The sequence below is a fragment of the Flavobacterium mesophilum genome, assembly GCF_039581405.1.
Taxonomy (GTDB): Bacteria; Bacteroidota; Bacteroidia; order Flavobacteriales; family Flavobacteriaceae; genus Flavobacterium.
Genome location: NZ_JBCPXZ010000008.1, coordinates 242,725 through 265,730, shown reverse-complemented (window position 1 = coordinate 265,730; position 23,006 = coordinate 242,725). Strand labels below are relative to the sequence as shown.

At 34.8% G+C, this 23,006-nt stretch carries 8 protein-coding genes; 7 read left to right on the top strand and 1 reads right to left on the bottom strand.

From position 1 onward, the window contains the following. Window positions 1-371: 371 nt before the first annotated feature. Window positions 372-4,337 (bottom strand): hybrid sensor histidine kinase/response regulator transcription factor, encoded by a 3,966-nt coding sequence (locus AAYQ19_RS21410; RefSeq protein ID WP_343539193.1) that lies wholly within the window; start codon window positions 4,335-4,337, stop codon window positions 372-374. A 292-nt stretch (window positions 4,338-4,629) separates the two neighbouring features. Here AAYQ19_RS21410 and AAYQ19_RS21405 point away from each other — a divergent pair, with 292 nt between their 5' ends. From AAYQ19_RS21405 to AAYQ19_RS21375, 7 genes are all read left to right on the top strand, one after another. Then, window positions 4,630-7,653 (top strand): SusC/RagA family TonB-linked outer membrane protein, encoded by a 3,024-nt coding sequence (locus tag AAYQ19_RS21405; protein ID WP_343539191.1) that lies wholly within the window; start codon window positions 4,630-4,632, stop codon window positions 7,651-7,653. A 10-nt stretch (window positions 7,654-7,663) separates the two neighbouring features. Then, a complete protein-coding gene (locus AAYQ19_RS21400) occupies window positions 7,664-9,277 on the top strand; it encodes a RagB/SusD family nutrient uptake outer membrane protein (protein WP_343539190.1) in 1,614 nt (537 codons plus the stop codon). A 120-nt stretch (window positions 9,278-9,397) separates the two neighbouring features. After that, window positions 9,398-11,416 (top strand): beta-L-arabinofuranosidase domain-containing protein, encoded by a 2,019-nt coding sequence (locus AAYQ19_RS21395; RefSeq protein WP_343539189.1) that lies wholly within the window; start codon window positions 9,398-9,400, stop codon window positions 11,414-11,416. 319 nt (window positions 11,417-11,735) lie between these two features. Next, complete coding sequence (locus AAYQ19_RS21390; RefSeq protein ID WP_343539188.1) at window positions 11,736-15,173, top strand: RICIN domain-containing protein; 3,438 nt, start codon at window positions 11,736-11,738, stop codon at window positions 15,171-15,173. Window positions 15,174-15,541: 368 nt separating this feature from the next. Next, window positions 15,542-17,983, top strand: coding sequence for a beta-L-arabinofuranosidase domain-containing protein (locus AAYQ19_RS21385; RefSeq protein ID WP_343539187.1), 2,442 nt, complete (start codon window positions 15,542-15,544; stop codon window positions 17,981-17,983). Window positions 17,984-17,986: 3 nt separating this feature from the next. After that, the gene (locus AAYQ19_RS21380) at window positions 17,987-20,308 is read left to right on the top strand and encodes a beta-L-arabinofuranosidase domain-containing protein (protein ID WP_343539186.1); all 2,322 of its coding nucleotides are present in this window, start codon (window positions 17,987-17,989) and stop codon (window positions 20,306-20,308) included. Between the two features lie 4 nt (window positions 20,309-20,312). Then, window positions 20,313-23,003, top strand: a complete 2,691-nt coding sequence (locus AAYQ19_RS21375; protein ID WP_343539185.1) for a glycoside hydrolase family 2 TIM barrel-domain containing protein — start codon at window positions 20,313-20,315, stop codon at window positions 23,001-23,003. Window positions 23,004-23,006 lie beyond the last annotated feature (3 nt).

Sequence of the window (23,006 nt, the reverse complement as noted above, 5' to 3'; positions counted from 1 at the left end):
CGGACGGGGTTTTCTGTTTTATGCCCGTTTGCGCTTCTTCCCCCGAAGCATCGCCCCATCCGGATTCGCTGATGCGCAGGCGACGGGGACAGGATTCTTTTGCGGGAAGCCCGGGGCGCTTCCTTCCCCAAAAAGATCTCCAGCAAAGATGTGGCGGACAGCACGGCCCCATAATGATTATTGTATTAGATTTTTTTCAAATCTACATTGGGTGATAAGATTTTATCTTTTAGCTCTAGAAAATTTTAACAGGATCTACTTTTGTAATTCGTTTAGGAAATGAAAGTAATTAATAAGTGTGAAATAATAAAAATGCCTTAAGTGAAATTTCATTTAAGGCATTTTTAAATTTTAAAGAATGGAAACTATTTTTAATTGTTTCCAGGCTCGTTCATTTGCGCATATTCTGTAGGTGTCATTTTAAATTGTTTTTGGAAATTGCGACCAAATGTCGTTTGGGAGTTATAACCTACAATTTCTGCTATTTCATATACTTTATGATGACCTAAACTTAGTAATTCGGCGGCTTTTTTAAGTCGGGCGATATTTATGAGCTCATTTGGGTTTAGGTTTGTGATTTCTTTTATTTTTCTGTAAAATGTAGAACGACTCATTGCCATTTTTTCAGCTAGGATTTCAACACTTAATTCGGTATTTGATAAATTCTCATTAATGATTTCGTCCAGTTTTTTAATAAAAGTTTCATCAATTTGGCTGTGTGCCACACTTTTTAAATGCGATAACGGTGAACTTGAATAAAAATCCATTAAATTTTTCCTATTCTCAATTAAATTCTCGACCTGAGCTTTTAGATATTCCATTGAAAATGGTTTACTGATATAAGCATCGGCACCGACTTCAAGACCTTCGATTTTTGAGTTCAAATTATCTTTCGCAGTAAGCAGAACAACTGGAATATGACTGGATTGTAAATCTGTTTTTATTTTTCTACACAACTCAAACCCACTGATTTCAGGCATCATAACATCACTTACAATAAGTTGAATGGTGTATTTCTCAATAATTTCATAAGCTTCATGCGCATTTTTTGCTCGGAGCACATGATAGGTTTCTTCCAAATCATTGGCAATAAATTCTAATAAATCCACATTATCTTCAACAACAAGAATTGTGGTTCTAGTATTTGTGATTTCTTCAATTATTTCTTCTTCAACATTTTTACGCTTTTGTTTTTCTTCATTTTTATAAAAGTCAAAATGTTTTTCTTGATGAAGTGGCAGTGCTAGTACAAAACTATTGTATTGCTTTTCTGAAGTATCTAATTTTAATGTTCCTGAGTGCAATTCTGCAAGTGAATGCGAAAGTGATAATCCAATTCCGGTTCCTGTAATACTCATAGTATCAGGTGCTCTAAAAAATGGCTCAAAAATTTTATTTTTTAGATTTTCAGGAATTCGGTTTCCGTCGCTTTTTATTGAAATTCTAAAATAGGCATTATCTTTCTCTAAAGCGATGATAATTGTTTTTTGGCAATATTTTATGGCATTATTTAGTACATTGCTTACAATCTTTTTCAATGCTTCTTCATCAACATAAGCATAAATGGTTTCAGGACTTAAATCAAATTGAATATCTATATTTTTATCCTTTATAGCTTGACTGAAACGGATATAAGTATTTTGAACCAAATCAGTAATGTTTACTTTTACAAAGGTTAGTTTTACTTCTTCGGTTTCCGTTTTTCTAAAATCTAATAATTGTGAGACTAAATGCAGTAAGCGAGATGTGTTTTTCTCCATAATATTTAAATCTCCATAAATTTCCGGCATTTGCTTGGCTTTCTTTAAAACCTTGTCAAGTGGACTTTTGATCAATGTCAGTGGCGTTCTGATTTCATGCGCTATATTGGTGAAAAACTCGATTTTGGCGTTATAGATTTCTTTTTCCTTTTGGTTATTCAAATACTTGATTTTCTGATCGTTTTTTTGCTCAATATATTGATGGTAATATCTGAGCGCAAAATAAACCAAGGCAAATCCTAAGGCAAAATAAAGAATATATGCCATCGTACTTGCGTAAAATGGAGGTAAAATTCTGATTTCTAATGCAACTGTTTCGTTATTATAAAGCTTATTGCTGTTATATGATTTTACTTTGAATGTGTATTTTCCAGAAGGAAGCTCAGTAAAAAAGACTTGATGTTTTTTGCCTAACGGAATCCATTCATCACTGATTCCTTCCATTTTGTACCAATATTGCGTCATATCAGAAGAATTATAATTCAATGAACCAAATTCTATACTAAATGACGATTGATTGTTTTTTAATTCTAATTTATCGGTTAATGTTATCGATTGTGATAATGGCGAATCGTTTTTGTTAACATCAACTTCAACATTATTGATTTTAAGGCCTGTTATTAAAATTGGTGTTTTTGATTTGTCTTTTTGAAAAGTATCTGGATTGAAGCTAATAAGTCCGTAAACACTTCCAAAATACATTGTTCCGTTATTGCTTTTAAAACCTGAACTGTAATTAAATTGATCGTTCAACAAACCATTTGCTTTGGTATAAACAGTTATTTTATTGTTTTTGACATTAAATTCAACTAATCCTTTTGAAGTTGAAATCCATAAATTATTTTTGGAATCTTCGAGAATAGTGAAAATTAGATTACTGGGAAGAAAATCTTTTTTAGTGAATCTTTTGAAAGCATTTGTTTTAGAATCAAATAGATTCAAACCGTTTTCAGTGGCAATCCAAATATTGTTTTTGCTGTCTTGAAAAATATAGTTTATCGCATTACTGCTTAGACTGTTGTTGTTTTTCCTGTCGTTTTTAAAGAATGTTTTTTGCTTTGTTTTTGGATTATAACAAAATAACCCATCACGATAGGTTCCAGCCCATAAATTTCCTGATTTGTCTTCTAGAAAAGAGGTGAAAAAGTAACCTTCTGGATAAGGAGAAAATTCTACGAAACGATCTTTTTGGGCATCAAATTTCTGAATTCCTAAAGCCGATAATGCCAATAATTCTTTAACTTTTGTTTGATATAATTTGTAAATGAAATTACTTTTTAAACCTCCGTTTTGACCTGTTAAATAATGTTTTACAACTCGAGAAGATTTAATATCCATTACGTCTAAACCGTGTTCAAAAGTACCAATCCAAAGTTTGTCTTTTATAGGTAAAATAGCGTGAATGTTATTGTATGAAATGCTTTGGGAACTTCCATCAGCTCTGAAATTTTGAAAATTTTCAGTATTTGGACTTAGTTTGTTGAGACCTCCATCTTCAGTTCCAATCCATAAATTATTGTAGTCATCTTTATGGATTTCGCGTATGACATTTCCGCTAATTGAATTTTCGGCTACAACATGAAAATATTTTTTAAACGAAGTATATTGTTTTGGAAAATAATTCACGCCACCAAAATACGTTCCAATCCAAATACCACCTTCATTGTCAATAGTTAAAGAATGTACTGCATTATCAGAAATTGAATAAGGATTATTATAACTTTTACGAAGTACCGAATATGATTTTGTCTTTAAATTGTAAATATAGACCCCATTTTCTGATGACATCCACAATTCGTCATTTCCATTTTTTATGAAATTCCGAATGTAAAGCGATTTTTCAGTATAGGTAAAAAGACGCTTTGTACTATTGTCTTTTGTATTAAAAACTAAAGCCCCGTGATTTTGTGTTCCAATTAAAATTTCATCCTTATTATAAGATTTAAGAATGTTTATAATAAAAGGTAAGCCATTTGAAAAAGGGGCAGTAATTTCAAATTTTACAAATGAATTATTCTTTTGATCATATTTGAACAAATTATTGTAAGTCGCAAACCATATTGTGCCTTGAACGTCTTTGGTTAATGTAATTGCATTAAAATTCTTTTGTGGCTCGTACGTAAAATTCTCTTTAGTTTGAAGAGAATATTTGTATAAAGTTCCATTGGCGATGTACCAAAGATTGTTTTGCTTATCATCTTCTATAGCTTGAATCGATTTATTAATGGTTGTTTCTACTAATTCAAAACTTTCGTCTTTTTGATCAAATTTGAAAAGTCCGTTGTCAGTTCCAACCCAAATTGTATTGTTTAATTGATGCAGGCATTGAATAAAATTACTTCCTAAAGTTTTTGGGTCATTTGGATCATTTTGGAACGATTTGAATGCATATCCGTCAAAACGATTCAAACCATCTTTAGTTCCAAACCACATAAAGCCCTTTTTGTCTTGAAGTGATGTCAAAACAGAATTATTTGACAAGCCATTTTCGACTTGATAATGTCTGAAATAGTAATTCTGAGCGTTTGTAAGACAACTCATCAATAAAAATAATACAGATGATAGTTTATTTTTCACACGATTTAATTTGTTTTAAATATAGCATTTAGAATCTTAAAATTCTTCTTTCAACATGTGCAATTCGTCTCATTAAAGAGGCATTTTATCCCAAATTACAGGCTTTTTTCGCCAATACTACCAAATGAATTGTTTTGCTTAACAATTGAAACAAAAGGGACAAGACTTTGGTGGTTAATTTAGTCTATTTGGCTTACTAATTCACATATCATAATTTATTGGGAGTAAAATTATATATGATGCAATTTTTATCAACTATTAATTTTTATTATCTAACCAAAATGAAAAATCAATGAAAAACAGTATTAGATTACAGTGGTTAAGCAATTTTAAAGCTTTATCACTTTTTATGATCATTTTTTTCTGTGCTGCCACGGGTTACAGTCAAAATGAAATTTCAATCTCAGGAAAAATTACTGATGCAAATAGTCTCTCATTACCAGGAGCAAATGTTTTAGTAAAAGGAACCAAAACAGTAACGACAACAGATTTTGATGGGAATTTTTCAATCAAAGCGCCATCAAACGGAATTTTAGTTATCAGTTTTATTGGTTACCAAAGCAAAGAAATCGCAATCAACAGCCAAAAAAACATATCAGTAAAATTAGCTGAAGAAGCTTCAAAATTGAATGAAATTGTCGTTGTAGGTTATGGAACTCAGAAAAAAGGAGATTTAACGAGTGCCGTTGCTCACGTTACAAAAGAGGATTTTGTGCAAGCTCCAGTAAAAGATGTCGGACAGCTTTTGCAAGGTAAAGTTGCTGGTTTAACAGTTACCAGTAGCAGTGGAAATCCGGATTCTGGAAGTTCAATTTTTTTAAGAGGAACGTCAAGTATCAGTAACCCAACACCACCGCTTATTTTAATTGACGGAATCCCTGGCGGATTGAAAGATTTTGCCCCAGAAGATATCGAAACTATTGATATTTTGAAAGATGGATCTGCAGCAGCGATTTATGGTACAAGAGCAAATAATGGGGTATTATTGATTACAACTAAAAAAGGAAGCAAAAAAGATATGAAGCCAGAAATTAGTTTCCAGCAAACTACTTCTACGCAAAGTATTATGAAAAAGCCAAACTTTTTGAATGCAGATGAATATAGAGATGCAATTAAAAAAGGAATAATTCCTGCAGCATCTGATAAAGGCGCTAGCACAGATTGGATTGATGAGATTACGCAAGGAAACATCAGTACAACTTATGATCTTTCGATTAGAGGAGGAAACAGCAAAACAAATTACTATGGATCTGTAAATTACCGTGCCTTTGAAGGTATCATGATGGGGTCTGACAATAATAGTTTGTATACCAACATCAACGTAAATCACAAAATGTTCGATGACAAATTGCAAGTTACTTTCGGAATCAATAATCAAGATAACGTTTTGAATGTAAACAGCGTTGGAAGCAGTTTCAACGGAGTAATTTACAGAAATGCGCTTATTGCAAACCCAACTGCACCAGTTTTAAAACCAGAAGGAGCAAACTATGCGGGTGATTATTATGAAAACTTTGCCATTTTCGTGAATCCAGTTGCTGACTTGAAAAACAGTGTAGGTGAGCGCAAAACACACAGAACACGTTCGAACTTAGGTTTTATTTTGAAACCAATTGACGGTTTGACTTTCAATTTAAGTTTGGGGCGCGTTACGAGCAATACTACAAGAGGTTATTATGAAAATAAATTCCATTCATCAAATCTATTAGGAGGCTTAAATGGTTATGCTAATAAAGGTTCTGAGGAATTTATTGATCAAACACTTGATTTCACAGCGCAATATGAAAAGACTTTTGGTTCAGGACATCACCTTACAGGTTTATTAGGTTATAGCTATTTTGATACTGAATACGAAAGCAGTTCGCAATATGCGTACAATTTTGCGACAGATTATTTTACATACAATAATATGGGCGCTGCGACAAACTTTGGCCCAACAGGAAAACTTTCTTATTTGAATGGAGCGCCATTTGTGAGCAGTTATAAAAATTCATACAATTTGATTGGAGGATTTGCTCGTGCGAATTATGACTACAATGGAAAATACCTTTTAAGCGGAACAATTCGTCGTGAAGGTTCTTCAAAATTCATTGGTTCAGATAACCCTTGGGGAACTTTCTGGGCTGTTTCTGGAGGATGGAGATTAGATAAAGAAGAATTTCTAAAAAGTGTAACTTGGTTAAATAGCTTAAAAGTTAGAGCAGGTTACGGAATTACTGGAGCGGCACCAGGAGGTTATTACTTAGGTCTTTCACAACTTGGACTTTCAAGTGTGAGTAATTCATTCTATTACAATGGAAACTTTGTTCAGACGCTTTCTCCGTTCCAAAATCCAAATCCTGGATTGACTTGGGAAGAGAAAAAAGAAACAAATATTGGTCTTGATTTCGGAATGTTCAACAGTAGATTTACAGGAACAATTGATGTTTACAACAGAAAAACAGATGGTTTATTATTCAATTTCCCAGTACCACAACCACCAAATTTAGTTGGAACTACTTTTGCAAATGCTGGAGTTATGGAAAATAAAGGTATCGAGGTTTCGTTAGGGTACAACGTAATTCAAAATGCAAACGTAACATGGAATGCACAAGTAAATGGATCTTATAATGAAAACAAATTCGTTTCATTCAGTGATGATCCGCGTTACAAATCAGCAAATGATTACGCAGATTTCGGTTCAACAGGAGAACCAATTCAGCAAAGTACACACCGTTTGCAAATTGGTCAACCAGTTGGAAATTTCTACGGATTTAAAGTTATCGATATTACAGATCAAGGAAAATGGGTTTATGATGACTTAAATAAAGATGGAAAAATCACAAACGATGACCGTCAGATTTTAGGAAACGGAATTCCAAAATACAATTTGGCTTTCAACAATACAGTAAAATACAAAAACCTTGATTTTACAGTAACTATGCGTGGTGCTTTTGATTACCAAATTCTAAACTTCGACCGTATGTTCTACGAGCAAAATGGAAATGTGGAGCGTAACAGATTGAAAACAGCTTTAGAACCAGTTTTTGGAAAAGCAGTTTTGACAGAATCTGAAAAATACAACTCTTACTATATTGAAAACGGGGATTACTGGAAAATCGACAATATTGTTTTAGGATATACTTTTAAAGGAAATACATTTAAATTCTTTGATGTTTTCAGAATTTATGCTTCTACTTTGAACACTTTCTTATTCACAAAATACAAAGGTTTAGATCCTGAATTGTCGCCAGAAGGTGTTACGCCAGGAAATGATTATAGAGATAAATACCCAACTACACGTACGTTCACAATAGGTATTAATGCTACATTTTAAATAAAAGATCATGAAAAATAAAAAAATACTTTCGATTATAGCATGTTCACTTTTGATGTTTAGTTCATGTACTGAATTAGACGATAACGTGTACAGCACAATTGCAAATGACCAATTTAATCCTTCAGAAGGCGATTTGGCTTCTTTGATTGGACCAGCATATACGCAATGGAGAACTTTATATGCCAACAGACCAGGTTGGTGGGAAATGCAGGAAACTTCTGCAGATGAAATCATTTATCCGGGTCGTCCAAACGGTTGGGTTGATGGTGGAATTTACAAACAAGTACACCAGCATATTTGGACTTCGCTTCAACCGCAATTGCAAACAGTTTGGAATCAGGCTTATGGCGGAATCGCACAGGCAAATAAAATCATTTATCAGATAGAAAGCGGTCAAATTCCTGTAAGTCAAGGAAAAGAACAGCTAATTGCTGAAATCAGAATGGTTCGTGCAAGTTACTATTATGTTTTATGTGATTTATTTGGAAATGTTCCTGTTCAAACGAGTTTTATTGTTGAGCCAGGATATTTGCCAGAGCAAAAAACACGTAAACAGGTTTTTGATTTCATTATAACAGAAGTTAAGGAATCTATGCCAGCTTTAAGCCAAACCGTTTCTGCAGCAACTTATGGTCGTTTTACACAATGGGGGGCGCACGCGTTATTGGCAAAAATGTATTTGAATGCAGAAGTTTATACAGGTACGCCAATGTACAATGAATGTATCCAAGAATCGGATATTATTATTGCTTCTGGAAAATTTGCTTTAGCAGCTTCTGTTCGCGATGCTTTTAGTCCGAAAAATGAAAATTCGCCTGAAACAATTTGGGCAATTCCTTATGACGAAGTTAAAGCTGGAGGATTGCAATTCTGGATGTTAGGTTCTTGGGATTCGCAACGCGCTACTTATAACTCCAATGTTGGAGGATGGGGCGGAATGGGTGTTTTGCCTCAATTCATCAATTCATTTGATCAAGATGACGACCGTTTGAAATACGGTTTCAGATATGGATTGCAATCTGGATATGACGGAAAACCATTGACAGCAGGTTATGGTGCTGATGCTGGAAAACCATTCATTTTGAGAAATACCATGCCAAATATTGATTTATGCCAGCAATTGGATGGTTATCAAATCAATAAATATTCTATTGAATTAGGAATTCAGCAAAACATGAACAATGACGCTCCTTTCTTTAGATATACTGATGTTTTGATGATGAAAGCAGAATCGTTATTACGTACCGGAAATTCAACTGGAGCGGCAACAATTGTTTCTCAAATTAGAGCAAGAAGTTTTAGTAGCAATCCAGCAAAAGCAACGGTTACAGGAGCACAATTATTGCAAGGAAGTGTTTACAATTACGGCGTTACTGATAATAAAATGACTGCTACAGTTGAAGGTGGAGCTGATATCCAATACGGAAGATTTTTAGATGAATTGGCTTGGGAATTTAATCAAGAAGGACGTCGTCGTCAAGATATGATTCGTTTTGGAGCATTTTTTACAAAATCTTGGTTCGCTCACCAAAAAACAAATAAGGATTATTTGAAAATCTACCCAATTCCGCAACAAGAATTGCAAAAGAACTCTAAACTGGTGCAAAACCCAGGATATTAAAATTAAGTGTTAAGTTAGTTTGTTACGTTAACTTTTGGTTGGTTAACTTAATTACTGAATGCTTCTGGAATTTTGAGCCAATTCCAGAAGCTAATTTTTTATAATTTAGAAGATTAAAAAATGAAAAATAAAATAATTCCTTTTTTGGTGTTTGCTTGTTTTACTGCTGTTTCAACTGCACAGATAACAAAAGCTCCTGTCGATAGGGTTTTTGAAGAAATTCCGCTAGGACAAATCAAACCCTCTGGATGGCTGAAAGACCAGCTTTTGGTCATGACAAATAATTCTACTGGACATATCGATGAGATTTACAATAAAATAAAAAATGACAACGGCTGGCTTGGTGGAAAAGGCGATGGCTGGGAAGAAATGCCATATTGGTTGGATGGCGCTGTTCCATTGGCATACCAAATTGACGATAAAGTTTTAAAAGAAAAAGTGCTGAAATACATCAATTGGACAATCGATAATCAGCGTCCGTCAGGATATTTTGGGCCAATTACAAAATGGGAACGTGAAACCGGAAATAAAGTTGATGTTCAAAATAGTGATAAAGGTGAAGATTGGTGGCCAAAAATGGTAATGTTAAAAGTGTTGCAGCAATATTATACAGCCACAAACGACCAAAGAGTTTTGACTTTTATGAAGAAGTTTTTTGATTATCAAATTCAGACTTTGGACAAATCGCCAATCGGGAAATGGACAGATTGGTCGGCCTCCCGCGGAAGCGAAAACATTCAAATTGTGCAGTGGCTTTATGCAATTAATAAAGACAAAAGACTTTTAGAATTGGCCGAAAAAATCAAATCACAATCTTATGAATGGAGCAAATGGTTGGGCAACAGAGATTGGGTTATTGCAGCAGCGGTAAATCCAAACGGAGATCACTGGATGCGCAGACATGGTGTAAATGTGGCAATGGCGCTTAAAGAACCGGCCGAAAATTATTTAAGAACTGGCGATTCGACTTATTTGAAAAATCTAAAAATAGGTTTTAATGATTTGATGACGCTTCACGGTTTACCAAACGGAATTTTCTCTGCTGATGAAGATCTGCACGGAAATGCGCCAACACAAGGAACAGAACTTTGTGCCATTGTTGAAGCCATGTATTCCTTAGAAGATATTATCGGAATTACAGGCGAAAGTTCATACATGGATGCTCTGGAACGTGCCACTTTCAATGCAATGCCATCACAAACTACTGATACTTACAATGAAAAACAGTATTTTCAAATGGCAAATCAAATTGAAATTCAGCGTGGTGTTTATGCATTTTCGCTTCCTTTTGATAGAAAAATGAATAATGTTTTGGGTGCAAGAAGCGGTTATACCTGCTGTTATGCGAACATGCATCAGGGTTGGACAAAATTCACGCAACATTTATGGTACCGAAATAAAAACAACGGACTTGCCGCTTTAGTTTATAGTCCAAATGTGCTTTCAACAACTGTTGGTTCTGAAAATCAAAAAATCACAATTGCTGAAAACACGCAATATCCATTCAACGAAAATATTGATTTTCAAATGGAAATAAAAAAAGCAGTTCAGTTTCCCTTTCAATTAAGAATTCCGGTTTGGTGTACAAATGCTGAAATTTTGATCAACAATCAAAAAGTTGATTTTAAAGCAAAAAATGGAATTGTGACTTTGGACAGAAAATGGAATAATAAAGACAAAGTGACTTTAAAACTTCCAATGAAAGTAAGTGCTTCATCTTGGGCAGATAATTCTAAGGTAATCGAAAGAGGGCCATTAGTTTATGCTTTAAAAATGAATGAAACTTGGGGTAAAGGAAGTCAGGAAAATGAAGGCGAATATTTTACATTAAACTCAACTTCGAATTGGAATTATGGTTTGTTGGAAGAATCGGTGAAAAATTTAGAAAAAGATGTTGAAGTGAAGCAAATTGGTTTAAAAGAAAATTTCAAATGGAATTTAGCGAATGCGCCAATTGAACTTTCAATAAAATCAAAACAAATTCCGGATTGGAAAGCGGTAAATGGTTTGGCCTATCTTCCGGTTTCTGGAAGAGATGGCGTTTACAAAGGAAACGTGAATAATGTTCAGGAAACAATTACGCTAGTTCCAATTGGTTTTACCAAATTAAGAATTGTAGCATTTCCTTTGGTTAAATAATTTCAATTTTTAGTCTCGCTTGACAACTTTTTCAAAGTTTAAAATTTTGAAAAAGTTTATAAAATATAGAATTCATGTTTTATTTTTTTGGATGGCCTCGCAATACATTTTGTGAGGCTTTTTTATTTGAAATAGAGATCATATTCTGATTACGAATTAGAGATTTTTCAAATAAAGAATCGAAACTTTGAAAATTCTGAAATTTAATGATTTTGGTACGAAAAGTCGTAATTCTGAAACAATTCGAATGCTTCTTTTTGAGGGTAAAAATTATTTTAGAAGTCTATTTACTAATCTATTAACCCAAATAAAAACCATTATGAAAAGAAGATTACTTTTTAATCTGCCTTTTCTTTTTCAGAAAAAAAATGACCATTTCCGAAAAGAAAAAAGGCAATTCGATTTTAGATTTTATCGTTTAGTTTTTCCGTTTTTACTGTTAGTCAATTTGATTTCAGCACAAACAAAAACAATTTCAAAAGCAGATTATTACGACAAAACTTTAGCCATGCTTATTGGAAGTTGTGGTGGTGTCGTAACGGGCTATGAATATTTAAAAGTCTATAATACACCCAACGGATATTACCAAGCAGGAGCAACTTTGAAAGATCCGGTCGAGCCTCTTTTAGGGCTTCCAGACAGCTGGTTTATTTTATTGAATGGAACGCTCGGTGGAACTACAAAAGACGAATTCAATTACTTCTCAAACTACGAAGACGGCAAAATTTATTCGGATGATGATCAGCATGTTGAAGTTTTCAATCAGCATATTTTCGAAAAATTTGGGCCTTCGGTTGCTTATCAAGATATTAGAAAAGAATGGATCGATCATGATTTACGAGACTTTGGAGGAACCTCAGATGCATTAGGCTTACTCTCAAGCAAAAATTTGATAGCGCCTTTATTCGGAAAAAGAGAAAATGGCAACAATGGACACTGGCTTCCAGAATGTTATATCGAGCATGAAATGATGGGCGCAAATTTCCCTGGAATGCCATACAAAGCCGCGGAATATGTGGAGAAATTCTCGAGCATGTCTGGGCAAGGTGAAGTGTTGACTTGGGGACAATATTGGGCAGCTGCGCATGCAATTGCTTATTTTGAAACTGATGCCAGAGTGGTCCTTCAAAAATCGATGGAAGTTGTTCCTGGAAACAGCTGGATTCGTGGTATGTATGATGTTGCAGTAGCATTGTACCAAAAATATCCAACAGATTGGCGTGCAGCAGTTCGTGAATTGTGGACAGAGAAATACCGTAATTTCTACGCAGTGGGTTACGATAAAATTATGCTTTTAAGCGACGTCAATCACGGAACAGGTTTTCTAGCCATTTTATACGGACAAAATGATTATATGGAAACCTTGAAAATTTGTTCATTGGCCGGAGGTGACGGTGATTGTACAGCATCAAATGTTTGTGGTATGATGGGAATTATCAAAGGAATGGCAGGAACCCCGCAAGAATTTTTAGATCACATTTACAAAAACGGAACCGGAGTTTGGATTAACGACACAGCGCACGGTTTGCATATGCATAAAGATTTTCCAAGAGACAGCAAGTTCACAGATTTAGCGGCACAGTTTCAAAAGAATGCAGAACGTATTATGCGAGCAAATGATGCAACTGTAACTGGAAGTTCATATATCATTAAAAATGAAACCAGTATTGCAAAAGTTTCATCTGTAAATTATGATTTTGAAAAAGGTGATTTGACCAATTGGAATATTTGGAATTCAGCAGGAAGCAGTAATACCATTTGGGCTGAAAAACAATACAATGCCACAACAAAAGCAAGTTTTGCAGCCACAGGTTTATATAAAGGAACTGTGATTACCGATTCAAATACTTCTGAAGCAAAACTATATCAGACAATTACAGGTTTAAAACCAAATACAACCTACAAAATTGAAGGACGAATCAATAGTGCCGCTGGAAGAGAAGCTCGTTTTTACGCTGAAAATTATGGTGGGAATTATGTTTACTCATCTATGTTAAACGGCTTGACCGCTTTTCCATATAAATATCTTTATATCAAAACGGGAGCGACAAATACTTCTGTAAACGTTGGACTTCATGCGGTTCCAACTACAAATGCCAGCAAATGGTGTAATATTGACGATATCGTAATTACTGAAGTACCGACAATTCCAATAACAACTTATGAAGCTGAAAGTGCTGTTTTAGCTGGTGGCGTAACGTCTGCAACTTCGGCAAGTGCAAGTGGGACAAATTATGTAACAGGTTTAACATCAGCAAGCGCATCGGTTACTTTTAATGTGAATTCTGATTATAAAGGAGAAAAATTGGTTCGTATTTATTATGCAAATTCAGGAAATAAAATTTTGCAAGGAATTGAGTTGAACGGAATCAATATCGGGAATGTTGAATTTATGGATACTGGCGTAGCGACCGTATTTTCTCAAAATTATGTTGAAGCATATCTGGATTTGAATTTAGGAACAAACACAATTAAAATTTTAGGAGCAACAAACGGCGTTAACATTGATAAAATTGATGTTATGAATTCGTACAATGGTACAAAACCAGGAGACGATTCTGACATTATTTCTGGAGGAATTTATAAAATTACTGTTCGTCATACAGGAAAAAGCTTGAATGTTAACGGAGTTTCAAATGATAATGGTGCTTTATTTAGTCAATGGGATTATGTTGGCGGCGCAAATCAAAAATTCAGAGTTGAAGCTCTGGGCAACGGTTCGTATGCAATTTATGCCGTTCACAGCAATAAAGCGGTCGATGTTTTAGGTTCATCTACTGCAAATAATGCATCAGTAGGACAATGGGATTATGTACATGGCGGTAATCAGCAATGGGGAATCATCAGTTTAAATAATGGTTTTTACAAATTAGTGAACAATCACAGTGGCAAATGTTTAGAAGTAACGGGCGCCGGAACTGTAAACGGAAGTTTGGTAACTCAAAATGATTATGCTGGGGCGAATAATCAGCAATGGAATTTTGAAAAAATTGGCGATGCAACAGCTCCAGTTTCTAGAGGAATTTACAAAATTGTAAATAGAAATAGCGGAAAAGTAATGGATATTGCTGGAGTTTCTCAAAACAATGATGCGGCCGTTTCGCAATGGGATGATTTGGGCGGAACCAATCAAAAGTTTCAAATTGAACTGACTTCTGGTGGTTATTACAAAATCACGGCTTTGCATTCTAATAGAGCAATCGGAATTGTGGGTTCGTCAACTACAAATGGCGCTTTGGCAACTCAAAGAGATTATATTAATGCCAATAATCAGCAATGGAGCATTGTTCCAACAACTGGAAATTATTTCAAAATTATCAACCGTTTAAGCGGAAAAGCATTAGAAGTTCCGGGTTCAAGCACTACAAATGGAGCGCAGTTAGGACAGTGGGATTCTAATGAAGTGATCACGCAACAATGGACTTTTGTAAAATTGGATAATGGTCAAGGCGTTCTAGCGAAACCAGGAAAAACGGAAGAAGTTTTGGCAGTTGATGAAGCCGAAATCCAAAACAACGAAATCAAAATAACTGTTTTTCCAAATCCTACAAAAGGGCTTGTAAATGTTTTGGTTTCAAATCCGCAAGAAGAAATTATAATTCAAGTTTACGGAATGAATGGAAAACAGATTTACAACAAATCATACGACTTTGAAAATTCAATAAATCTAGATTTAAATGATCTTGCAAAAGGAATTTACATCTTAAGAGTTAAAACTGGAAACAAGATTTCGACTCAAAAAATCATTCTGAATTAGAAAACAACGTACTTTTTTCATCCAAAATCCGCAAGTTTCGACTTGCGGATTTTCTTTTTAAATCAAATTTGATGAAAAGTGACATTTGAAACGTTTTGAATGCTTTTTTATGGAACAATATGATTGGATATTTTGCCGAAAAAGCTAAATAAAATGCGGTTTAAAGAAAGATTGAGACATTAAAAATCCAGAATATTGAAATACCTTCAAAAAGGACTAGTTTGGTACAAAAGGACTAAAAAATGAGAAAATAAGACCGACAAATTGAGGCTAATTTTAATTTATTTGAATTTTTGAGATACATGAAATCGCGTATTTCAATTTTACAGAGAACTCCCATCTCACAAAACTGATAAACATAAATTTTGATGAAAAAGAATCTTATTACGGCACTTTTGCTTTCGAGTGCTTTTAGCATTTCGGCACAAGAAAAAAACAAATATATTGTCAAAGAAACAGGTCCAATTGTTTGGAAAGATTTTCCATTAAATGATACCAGATTGCTTGAAAATAGTCCGTTTTATCATGCGATGAAATTGGATCAAAAATATCTTTTAGGAATGGATGTCAACCGAATGCTGAATGGATACAGAAAAAGAGCGAATCTGCCTTTGTTGGGAAATTATCCAGGATCTAATCAGCCGGAGAATACCAGACCAGGTGAAATGCCACATTATATTTCGGGAATTGCTTTGATGTATGCGCAGACAGGAGATTTGGAATACAAAAAAAGAGTCGATTATATGATGGCTTCTTTGAAAGAATCGATCGACATTATCAATAAAAATAATCCCGATCAGAATTATATTTTAGGAAGAAAAAATTGGGACAATCCGTTACACGATTTGGCAAACGGAAAAATAACGTTAGACGGCGGAGATGAAACCAATTATCCTTGGGGCGGCATGGGAAATTTTTGGTACGTGGTTCACAAAGATTTGGCAGCGTATCGCGATTGCTACATTTATTGCAACAACGAAATTGCTTTCGAATTATTAAAAAATGAAGGTTCAAGAATTGCCGACTTTGCCTTAAAAGCAAATCCGGATTTATTTGATGACATGCTGGACATTGAGCACGGCGGAATGAATGAAGTTTTAGCCGATTTATATGCTTTCACAGGCGATAAAAAATACATGCTGGCTTCGATGAAATTCAATCATCAAAAAGTGATTTTGAACACCGCTTTAGGAAATGATGTTTTGTACGGAAGGCACGTAAACATGCAAGTTCCAACTTTTGCAGGAACGGCAAGACAATATCAGCTTGATGGAAATAAAGTCAGCAAAGACGCGACTTTTAATTTCTTGGATCAAATGTACAGGAGTCATAATCACGTAATTGGCGGAAGCGGGCGTTACGAGCGTTACGTACAACCGGGCGATGAAACAAAAGGTTTAGGTTTTACTTCTGATGAAACTTGCGCGACTTATAATATGCTAAAAACTGCTCGAACGGCTTTTGAAGTTTCTGGCGATTTGAAACATTTGGATTATTTTGAACGCGCACTTTACAATCATATTTTGGCTTCGCAAGATCCTGATTCAGGCGGTGTAACGTATTATACTTCGTTAATGCCGGGTGGATTCAAATCGTACAGCGACGGCTATAATTTAGAAAAAGTGTGGTGTTGCGTGGGAACCGGAATGGAAAATCACGCGAAATATGGGGAATCCATTTTCTTTCATAATAATGATGATTTATTTCTGAATTTATTTATTCCGACTACTTTGAAATGGGAAGAAAAAGGATTGGAAATCAGTTTGAAAACCAATTTTCCTGAGGAAGATATTATCAATTTAGAAATTAATGAAAATAAGTCTTTTTCAAATAAATTAGTTGTCCGTTATCCATCTTGGGCCGGAAAAGCAAAAGTTTGGATCAACGATAAAGAAGTTGATGTCAACGGAAAACCTGGAGGAACAATTGAACTTTCAAACAATTGGAAAAAAGGCGATAAAATCAAAATTGACATGCCTCAAAATTTCTGGATTGAAAGATCGAAAGATGAACCGAATCTTGTAACTATCATGCGTGGTCCATTAGTTATGGCGGCGGCATTAGGAAAAGACAAAATGCCAGGAAATGATTTGGTAAGTTACGCCATGCATTATAATAATTGGGTAACGCCACAAAATGATATTCCGTCGCTATTGGCTTCAGAAACTGATATTAATAATTGGATTGTTCCAGTTTCCGGAAAGAAATTGGAATTCAAAACGAAAGGCGCTGGAATTTTAAACGGAAAATCGAATGAGATTACGTTGATTCCGTTTTATAAAATGCATCATCAGCGCTATTCGGTTTATTTGAAAATGTTCTCAAAAGAAGAAGTTGCCGAACGTCAGAAAATTGTAAGCGATGAAATTGATATTTCTTCCGAATTAGATGAAAAAAAGCATAAATTGAGTGCTGGCAATTCGACTAGAATTTTAGAAAAAGACGGCAGACATTTTTGGGAAAATAATCGCTATGGACGAAGTGTTTCTAAAAACGAAAGTTTCTCATACGAAATGAAAGCGAATGAAAAAGCTTCAAAACAATTTTTGACGGTAACCTTTTGGGGAAGTGCTTCAAACGGAAACGGAATTTCGATTTATGCCGATGATCAGCTTTTGAGCACCGAAGATTTAGGAGAAAAAGTGCCTTTGCAATATTACGAGAAAAGCTTTGTACTGCCTGAAAGTTTAAAAGGAAAAAAGAATGTGAAAATTACGTTTAAAGTTCCAGAAAATCATTCTGCCGGAGCGGTTTATGGCTTGAAATTATCTTCGGATATTTCAAAATTTAAAGGATATTTATTTTATTAGAATATGAAAAATAATGTTTTTAAAACCTTAGGAATTCTTCTTTTCTGCACCGGAATCCAAGCACAGCAAGGATTCACGGTAAAAGATAAAGTGCCGTATAAAGCTGATTTATTTCAGTTGAATGAAGTTCGGCTTTTAGATAGCAAGTTCAAAAATGCAATGGATAAAGACGGCGCTTATCTTTTGGCATTAGAACCAGATCGTCTGTTGTCGAGATTCAGGGAATATTCTGGGCTTTCGCCGAAAGGCAAAATTTACGGTGGCTGGGAAGCAAGAGGAATTTCGGGACATTCGCTCGGGCATTATCTTACGGCAATTTCATTGATGTACGCCGCAACGGGAGATCAACGATTTAAAGAGCTCGCTGACTATATTATAAATGAATTAGCAGAATGTCAAAAAAAGAAAGGAACCGGATATATCGGTGCCATTCCGGATGGTGATAAAATTTTTGACGAAGTTGCCGCTGGAAACATTCGTTCGCAAGGTTTTGATTTAAATGGAGGTTGGGTGCCGTGGTACACACAACATAAAGTTTTGGCCGGTTTGGTTGATGCTTATAGGTACACAGGAAATAAAAATGCCAAAGATATTGCCGTTGCTTTTTCTGATTGGGTTGATGTGAAATTCAAAAACTTAACAAAAGAGCAATTTCAAAAAATGCTGGATTGTGAGCATGGCGGTATGAATGAAGCTTTGGCGAACGTGTACGCCATTACGGGAAACAAAAAATATTTGGATTTATCTGAAAGATTCTATCACGAAAAAGTTTTGGTTCCGTTAGAAAATCAAAAAGACCAATTGGCTGGATTACATGCCAATACTCAGATTCCAAAAGTAATTGGAACGGCTAGAGATTACGAATTAACAGGAAATCCTAAAATGCATACGGTTTCTGAATTTTTCTGGAAAGAAGTTACCAATCATCATTCGTACGTAATTGGCGGAAACAGTAATTACGAGCATTTTGGAGAACGCGATAAATTGGCGAATCAATTAAGTACCAATACGACAGAAACTTGCAATTCGTACAACATGCTCAAATTGACGGAGCATTTGTACAAATTAGATCCGTCATCTTCATTTATGGATTATTACGAACGTGTGATTTACAATCATATTTTGCCGTCTTTGAATCCTGAAACCGGAATGGCATTGTATTATTTTCCATTAAAATCGGGAGAGAAAAAGATTTTCGGAACGCCTGATGATTCGTTTTGGTGCTGTACGGGAACAGGAATGGAAAATCACGCCAAATATGGTGAAGCCATTTATGCTAAAGGAAGCGAAGGCGATTTATATATCAATCTTTTTATTCCTTCGGTGTTGAATTGGAAAGAAAAAGGATTGAAGTTAAAACAAACAGGAAATTTTCCTGAAAGCGATAAAGTGACTTTTACAGTTGAAGAAGGAAGTTTTAAAAATAAAATCTATTTGCGTATTCCAATTTGGACTTCAAATGCATCCGTAAAAATTAATGGTAAAAAAGCTACAGGAAATTTAACTGCAGGAAGTTATTTTGTGATTTCTGATAAACTTAAAAAAGGTGATGTAATCGAATACACCATGCCGATGCATCTTCATAAAGAAGCCATGCCGGATGATCAAAATAAAGTCGCAATGCTTTATGGCCCAGTGGTTTTGGCTGGAGAATTAACTCAAAATGCGATGAAAGCCAGAGAAATTCCGGTTTTGGTCACCAACGATTCAGATATTAACAATTGGATTCATTTAAATGACCAAAACAAGTTAAAATTTACTATAGACAATTTTCAAAAAACGACTTTATTGCCTTTGTACGTTATAGTTGATAATCGCTATATGGTGTATTGGGATAAATTTTCTACAGATGAATGGAAGGTTCAAAAAGAAGTTTTTGAGAAACAACGTATTGAAGAAGAGGAGCTTGAGGCAAGAACACTGGATCATTTTAGAATTGGCGAAATGCAACCCGAAAGAGATCATCAGTTTGAAGGAAAAAATACTTTTACAGGAGAATTTCAAAATATGCGTTGGCGAGACGCGCGCGATGGTGGTTATTTTAGTTTTGTAATGAATACGAAAAATAGTACAGAAGCAAATTTGATTTGTACGTATTTTGGAAGTGATGGCGGAAAAAGATCGTTTAGGATTTTAGTAAATAATGTCGAAATTGCGAAAGAAATTTTAAAAGCTAAGAAACCAAATTCGTTTTATGATGAAACATATACGATTCCGACGGCTTTATTAAAAAACGAAAACCAAATTACAATTCAATTTGTAGCCGATCCCGGAAATACAGCCGGAGGACTATTTGACTGCAGATTGGTAAAACCACAAAACTAATACCATGATTCAAAAAAAGATTTTACTGCTTGTTACTGTATTTTGTTTCGCGACTGGATTCGGTCAAGAAAAAATGAAACAATCCATCAATTCGAACTGGCAGTTTTACAAAGGAAAATTAAATCAAGCCGATCTTGAAAATGCAAAAAATACCGTGTGGGAAGATGTAAACTTACCGCACAGCTGGAACAAATTTGACGTCATGGACGATCAATGGGGTTATTACAGAGGCGAAGGTTGCTACAAAAAAACGCTTTTTGTAAATCCGGATTGGAAAAACAAATCGGTTTATCTTTATTTTGAAGGTGCAAATCAAACTACAGAAGTTTTCATTAACGGAAAAAAGGTGGGTTCGCATATTGGCGGTTATTCTGCTTTTAGCTTTCCTGTAAATGAATTTCTTCAATTTGAAAATCCTGAAAAAGGAAACCAAATTGTGGTAAAAGTAGATAACAGTTACAACGATGATATTCCGCCACTTGATGCCGATTTTACGTTTTACGGAGGAATTTATCGCGACGTTTATTTGATTGCTTCAAATGAAGTGCATTTTGATATGACAAACCGCGCCTCTGATGGTGTTTTTGTTACAACTCCAGAGGTTTCGGCAGCTTCAGCAAAAATTCAAATCAAAGGAAATATTGAGAACAATTCAAAACTTTCAAAAGATGTAATTGTTACGACTAAATTATTGGATAAAAATAATGTTGAAGTTGCAACCTTAAGTACTGCTTTAAAGTTAAAACCAAACTCAAAAACTGAATTTTTACAACTATCAAAAGCGATTCAAAATCCAAAATTATGGTCGCCAGACGAACCGTATTTGTATAAAGCGGTTTCGGTGATTTCAGATAAAAAAACAAAACAACAATTGGATTTGTTTTCGGCTCCAGTTGGTTTTAGATGGTTTTCATTTACTGCTGACAAAGGGTTTTCGCTAAATGGAAAACCAACCAAATTAGTTGGCGCAAACCGTCATCAAGATTTTAAAGATTTGGCAAATGCGTTGCCAGATGTTTTGGCTGAAAAAGACATGCAGTTGATCAAAGACATGGGCGGAAATTTTGTTCGTGTGGCGCATTATCCGCAAGATCCATCGGTTTTGGAAGCTTGTGACAGAATCGGGCTTTTGGCAATGGTTGAAACTCCAGAAGTAAACCGAATTACAGAAACGAAAGCTTTTGAAGATAACAGCATCGAAATGCAACGTGAAATGATTCGTCAGAATTTCAATCACCCGAGCGTAATTGTTTGGGCATATATGAATGAAATTTTGCTTCGTCCGAGATATGAAGATAAATCGCCAGAAAGACAGGCTTATTATAAAAATGTTGCTGCATTGGCACAAAAACTTGAAAACACAACTCGTGAAGAAGATCCAACGCGTTATACGATGTTGCCAAATCACGGTGCTTTCGATTTGTACAATTCGGTTGGATTGACAAAAATTCCAATGATTGTGGGATGGAATTTATACCACGGCTGGTACAATGGAACTTTTAGCGGTTTAGAAACTTTCCTTGAAAATCACCATAAAGTATTACCGGACAAACCAATGGTAATTACAGAATTTGGCGCTGATGCTGACAGAAGAATGCGTTCTGATAATCCGAAGAAATTTGATAAAACAATGGAATATGCCATGTTGTATCACAAACATTATTTGAACGCAATTCAAAATTTGGATTATGTTGCTGGAGGAACGATTTGGAATTTGGTTGAATTCAATTCAGAAGGAAGAGCGGAGAGCTGGCCACACATGAACAACAAAGGAATTATGTCTTGGGACAGAATTCCGAAAGATGCTTACTATTTCTATCAGGCAAGATTGTCGAAAAAACCAGTAATAAGCATTGGATCTAAAAGTTGGACGAATCGTTCTGGAGTTTTGAGTTCTGAAAATGAAACGGCTTTTTATCAAGATTTAGAAGTTTTTTCGAATGAAAATGAAGTGACTTTAAAAGTAAACGGACAAAGTTTAGGAAGTCAGAAAACAAAAGAAGGTTCGACTATTTTTAAAGTTCCGTTCAAAAATGGAAATAATATTGTGGAAGCTTTTTCGACTTCAAACGAAAGCGTAAAAGATTTTGCGTCAATCCATTTTACACTTTATGCGCCAAATTTAAACAGTGAAAAATATCCTTTTGATAATATCAGAATCAGTTTGGGCGACCAAAGACAATTTACGGAAGAATTGACACAGCAAAATTGGCTTCCAGAACAAGCTTATGCAAAAGGAAGCTGGGGTTATGTGGGCGGACAAGCGTATAAAATGCCTGGAAATCCTCAGATTCCGTACGGAACCAATAAGTTGATAAAAGGAACAGAAAACGACCCGATTTATCAAACACAAAGAGAAGGAATTGAAGCTTTTAATTTTGATGTTCCAGACGGAAAATACGAATTGACATTGTATTTTGCTGAGTTTCTTTCAGGAAATACGAGAGAGGCATTGGCATATAATTTAGCAGAGAAAAGTCAAAAGGAAGAAAAAGCCTTTAGAGTTTTTGATGTTTTGGTAAACGGACAATTATTTCTGGAAAACTTTGGAAATAATAATTACTTGGAACCTGAAAAAGCCGTTGACATGAAAACAACTATTTATGTAAAAGACGGCAAAGGAATTCAGGTTGATTTCAAACAAAAAACCGGTAAAACAATCCTAAACGGAATTGAACTGAAAAGAATTTTCTAAAAA

Coding starts and splice junctions, on each gene's coding strand:
- AAYQ19_RS21385 (WP_343539187.1), top strand. CDS start 15,542: ATGAAAAAGAATCTTATTACGGCACTTTTGCTTTCGAGTGCTTTTAGC.
- AAYQ19_RS21380 (WP_343539186.1), top strand. CDS start 17,987: ATGAAAAATAATGTTTTTAAAACCTTAGGAATTCTTCTTTTCTGCACC.
- AAYQ19_RS21405 (WP_343539191.1), top strand. CDS start 4,630: ATGAAAAACAGTATTAGATTACAGTGGTTAAGCAATTTTAAAGCTTTA.
- AAYQ19_RS21375 (WP_343539185.1), top strand. CDS start 20,313: ATGATTCAAAAAAAGATTTTACTGCTTGTTACTGTATTTTGTTTCGCG.
- AAYQ19_RS21395 (WP_343539189.1), top strand. CDS start 9,398: ATGAAAAATAAAATAATTCCTTTTTTGGTGTTTGCTTGTTTTACTGCT.
- AAYQ19_RS21400 (WP_343539190.1), top strand. CDS start 7,664: ATGAAAAATAAAAAAATACTTTCGATTATAGCATGTTCACTTTTGATG.
- AAYQ19_RS21390 (WP_343539188.1), top strand. CDS start 11,736: ATGAAAAGAAGATTACTTTTTAATCTGCCTTTTCTTTTTCAGAAAAAA.